Annotated in this window: 5 protein-coding genes; 4 read left to right on the top strand and 1 reads right to left on the bottom strand. The window is 38.0% G+C overall.

Features of this window, described 5'->3' with window-relative positions:
• On the bottom strand, nt 1-211 hold a 211-nt coding region (locus AC1DVJ_RS30280), incomplete at its 3' end, for a hypothetical protein (RefSeq protein WP_477596519.1).
• A gap of 192 nt (nt 212-403) precedes the next feature.
• Between AC1DVJ_RS30280 and AC1DVJ_RS30285 the strand changes: the two genes are divergently transcribed.
• From AC1DVJ_RS30285 to nagA, 4 genes are all read left to right on the top strand, one after another.
• Entirely contained in the window at nt 404-901 is a 498-nt protein-coding gene (locus AC1DVJ_RS30285) for a hypothetical protein (RefSeq protein ID WP_477596521.1), read from the top strand.
• A 230-nt stretch (nt 902-1,131) separates the two neighbouring features.
• Nucleotides 1,132-1,728 (top strand): hypothetical protein, encoded by a 597-nt coding sequence (locus AC1DVJ_RS30290; protein WP_477596523.1) that lies wholly within the window; start codon nt 1,132-1,134, stop codon nt 1,726-1,728.
• Nucleotides 1,729-2,043: 315 nt separating this feature from the next.
• Nucleotides 2,044-2,391, top strand: coding sequence for a hypothetical protein (locus AC1DVJ_RS30295; protein WP_477596525.1), 348 nt, complete (start codon nt 2,044-2,046; stop codon nt 2,389-2,391).
• 354 nt (nt 2,392-2,745) lie between these two features.
• Nucleotides 2,746-3,648, top strand: a 903-nt coding sequence (gene nagA, locus AC1DVJ_RS30300; RefSeq protein WP_477596527.1) for an N-acetylglucosamine-6-phosphate deacetylase, incomplete at its 3' end; no start/stop codon positions are given.

Here is a 3,648-nt window from a genome sequence, read left to right on the forward strand (position 1 = left end):
AAAGAATCATGTTAGGACGTCCAGGCTTCCCAAGCACATCTAGTATTACAAATGGCCAGCCTAAGTACCACCAGAGTAACCTGTTTTCAGCTTTTTCGGCTCCGTAACTTTTCACGTGTTTCATTGCATCCTTTAACGACCCATAAACAAAATAACCGCTGCCAATCATCATAACTAGACCAATTGTCCATGCAAAAAACATTTCCTTCATGCTATGACACCCAATCTTGTATGATTTAGTATGAATATTATCTCCATTTTTTTGAATTGAAAGCCTAGTAGCACGAAACGATCTATTCAGGTTAGTGTAATTGAATATCGGCTTGTTAAGCTAAAGGGCAGTCTAACGCAACTTCCAAGTAATGGAATCGTTTAAAAGTATGACGACAGAGGAGGGAAATTCGTGAAATTAAAATCAAAACTAATTGCCATTACAGTTACATGTTTAGTTGGGGCAAGTATATTTTCTATTTCCGCACTAGCTGAAAAAGATGTAGCATCTCTGAAAGCTCTAGCTAAGGTAGCTAAGRATAAGGAAACTATTGAGCACAATTTATTGGACGCGATGCCTGACCAAACAAGAGAGRACAAAGATGCAAAAAACCAACAAGGTATTAAAGTTAAGAGTCTCGGTAATGAAACAAGAAAGCTCGAACTAGAAGCTGATCCTGACGATACTGAAAATTTYGCYAAGCGATTAGATGAAGCCATTGAAAACTATTCAATGGGTGTCAATGAATTTAAGGATGCTGCGAAAAGATATAACGACGATACGTATCTCAAAAAGGCAGAAGAATCAGAAAAAATGATCGAACGATTTAAAAAAGGAAGAGAAGAATACCAAAAAAATGAAAAGACMGTACATCAACTCCGTATAGAACTTGATCTTCCTGTACAATAGTTTATTCTCTCCGCATCTAAGCTAACGGATAACTATAGTTCAATCACGACATGACAGCAGCCGACACACGAATGGCTGCCTTTATCTGTTGAAGTAACGGGCAGATTTGTTCCAATATGTGGTAGTATATATATGTAAAGGCTTAGGGAGGCATTTAAATTAAAATTAGCTAAGGATCTCTTTTAAGTGGACTCATAGTTACCTTAATTATCTGTTAGGAAGTGATCATTTTGGGGGTTAATTTCTCTGCATCGTTTCAACATTCTTTTGATTTTGAGTCTATACAGAAGTTTAGAGAGGAGCTTATTAAAGGAGTTAAATTCCCTAAGATTGTTCAATATATAGCAAATGTGAATGAAAATAACCCTCACTTAAGAAGGGAATGGTCATTAAATCGTCAACGAATAATTGAATCATTAAACTTTGATTCGTTTGATTCATTAGTAATTGGCGATGAGGAATAWATCGAGGTTAGCGGTCCTGGAGGATTTGACTTCATATTTAATAAATATATGTGTGATTTTAATTCATGTTTTAGATGGTATAGTTTTTTGAGAAACCCAGAACTGCAATTAGAACTTAGAAGCATATGTAAAGAAATAGCAGATTACTTTAGCTGTAACTTCACTATATATATTGGGGATAGTTACGGTGCATTAGATTATGTTTTTGAAGGCCGTGACATGGAGTTTTATAAAGCTGATCTTATAAGAAGATTTGGTGAAGACCAAACAAAATGTACATTGGAAGATCTTTTAGAGAGATCTGATAAAGAGCACAAATCAGTTGGTTATTTTATAGATAGTTTCAATGATCTAAAGAACTAAGAAAAGTTCCTGTAAGCACAAATAGCATTCAACTAACGAAGAACATTACTTCAATAAACTACAAATGAGGCTACCACCGAGAAAACGTGGCAGCCTCATTAAGCTATCGGGCAGTTTAGTGGAATATTTCGTGATACAATATTGTTGGTTGATGTGCTAAAAGTGAGGTGTTTAAACAATGGAACAGGTTAATAAAATTGAAGTCTTACCATTGAAGAGTGAATATTGTAAGATTGAACATCACACTATTGTAATCGATGGAACTCCTTTGGATTTATTGCTACATAAGCATTATCCCGAAATAACCTTCTCGGCATGATTCCAACTATTATTGATTGGGTCAATGATCCGAGAGAAAAAGAATGTATTAAAGAACGGTTCCATTCAGCAAGTATAGAGGTTGTTCTGCCAATCCTAATGTGTCCAGATGATTGCGATTTATGGTGTACAGTAATAGTTGCGAATGCTGTAAAAATAGATGGGTATATCATCTGGAAGCAAATCGGTATCGACAAGAGTACAAGAGAAGATTTGCTTCAGGGATTCGAAGGATTTGGAACAAAAGTTGAATGGCTTGATATGATTCCTCAAATGACTTTTGAGGAAACACATTATAATACTCAACTTAGCAAAGTTTACGATTCAACTAACGCAGAACTATAGTTGAGGGGCTTGCTTTGCGGCAGCTCCTCTTTTGTTTATTAAAGCAATGGGCAGTAGAACGTAACATTAAATTCATGAGAATCCTTTTCGTTATGTTGGAAGGACGGAGCTATAGCAATTCAGACAGATGACTTTATTTCCTTATGAAGATGATGTAGGATGGCTAGTAGATCTGATGATTGCAGTGGTTGATTTCACAAAGTTTAAAAGCAAGTCGGTTTATCTTTTAGATGTCGACTTTGTAGATATTTTGTTACCGATCAAGAAGTTCCCAGTGACATACTAGAAGTGTTAAATCAGAAAAATGTAACCATTTTTCAATGTAAGGAGAAAATTATAATGGAGAAAACAGAAATGAGACTATTGCTCAAGGTCAAAGTGGTTCAATCAGATAGCCGTGTTATACCGGCCATGGTATGGATAAGAAATGGAATGATTGAGAAGATAGAAAACGGCCATTCGTCCTTTCCGGAAGGTGATTACGAGCTTGTGGATGGTAAAGATCATGTATTAATCCCAGGCATGATTGATGTGCATATTCATGGTGCGAACGGATTCGATATGATGGATGGAAGTGAAGCGAGCATCCAGGAGGTCTCGCGTGCTTGTGCTGCAACGGGTTGCACTTCGTTTCTGGTGACTTCTGTAAGCTCTACTATTGAAGACCTGCTAGCCATGATACGTAGTGTTAAACGTGTAATTGGCCGTGAAGTTGGAGCCCGAATTGCTGGGATACATCTGGAGGGGCCTTATCTGAATAAGGCGCGTAAAGGCATGCAAAATGAAAAGTTTTTACGTCATCCGGATTTAAAGGAAATGAAAGAGATCTTCGAAGAAGCTAACGGACTAATTAAGATGGTTACGATTGCCCCTGAATTACCAGGCGGGATGGAACTCATTTCTTTTCTGAAGGAACAGGAAGTCATCATTTCCGTTGCGCATTCTGATGCAACCTATAGCGAGGCAAAGCAAGCCTTTGCAGCCGGAGCAAGTCATGTTACCCATTGCTTCAATGGCATGCGTCCGATTCATCATCGGGAACCCGGTATTGTGGTAGCCGCCTTTGAAGAAGAGCATGTAAGCCTTCAAGCGATTGTGGATGGCATTCATTTGCATCCTGCGATCATCCGAATGATGCATCGTTTGAAAGGACCGGACGGCATAGTACTCATCACTGATGCTTTGCAAGCTATGGGATTAGGAGATGGTAACTATGTTTTCGGTGGACATCATGTTCATGTATCCAATGGTGTGGCG

The sequence above is a fragment of the Paenibacillus sp. P4_A9 genome, from assembly GCF_056402415.1.

Coding starts and splice junctions, on each gene's coding strand:
- AC1DVJ_RS30295 (WP_477596525.1), top strand. CDS start 2,044: ATGATTCCAACTATTATTGATTGGGTCAATGATCCGAGAGAAAAAGAA.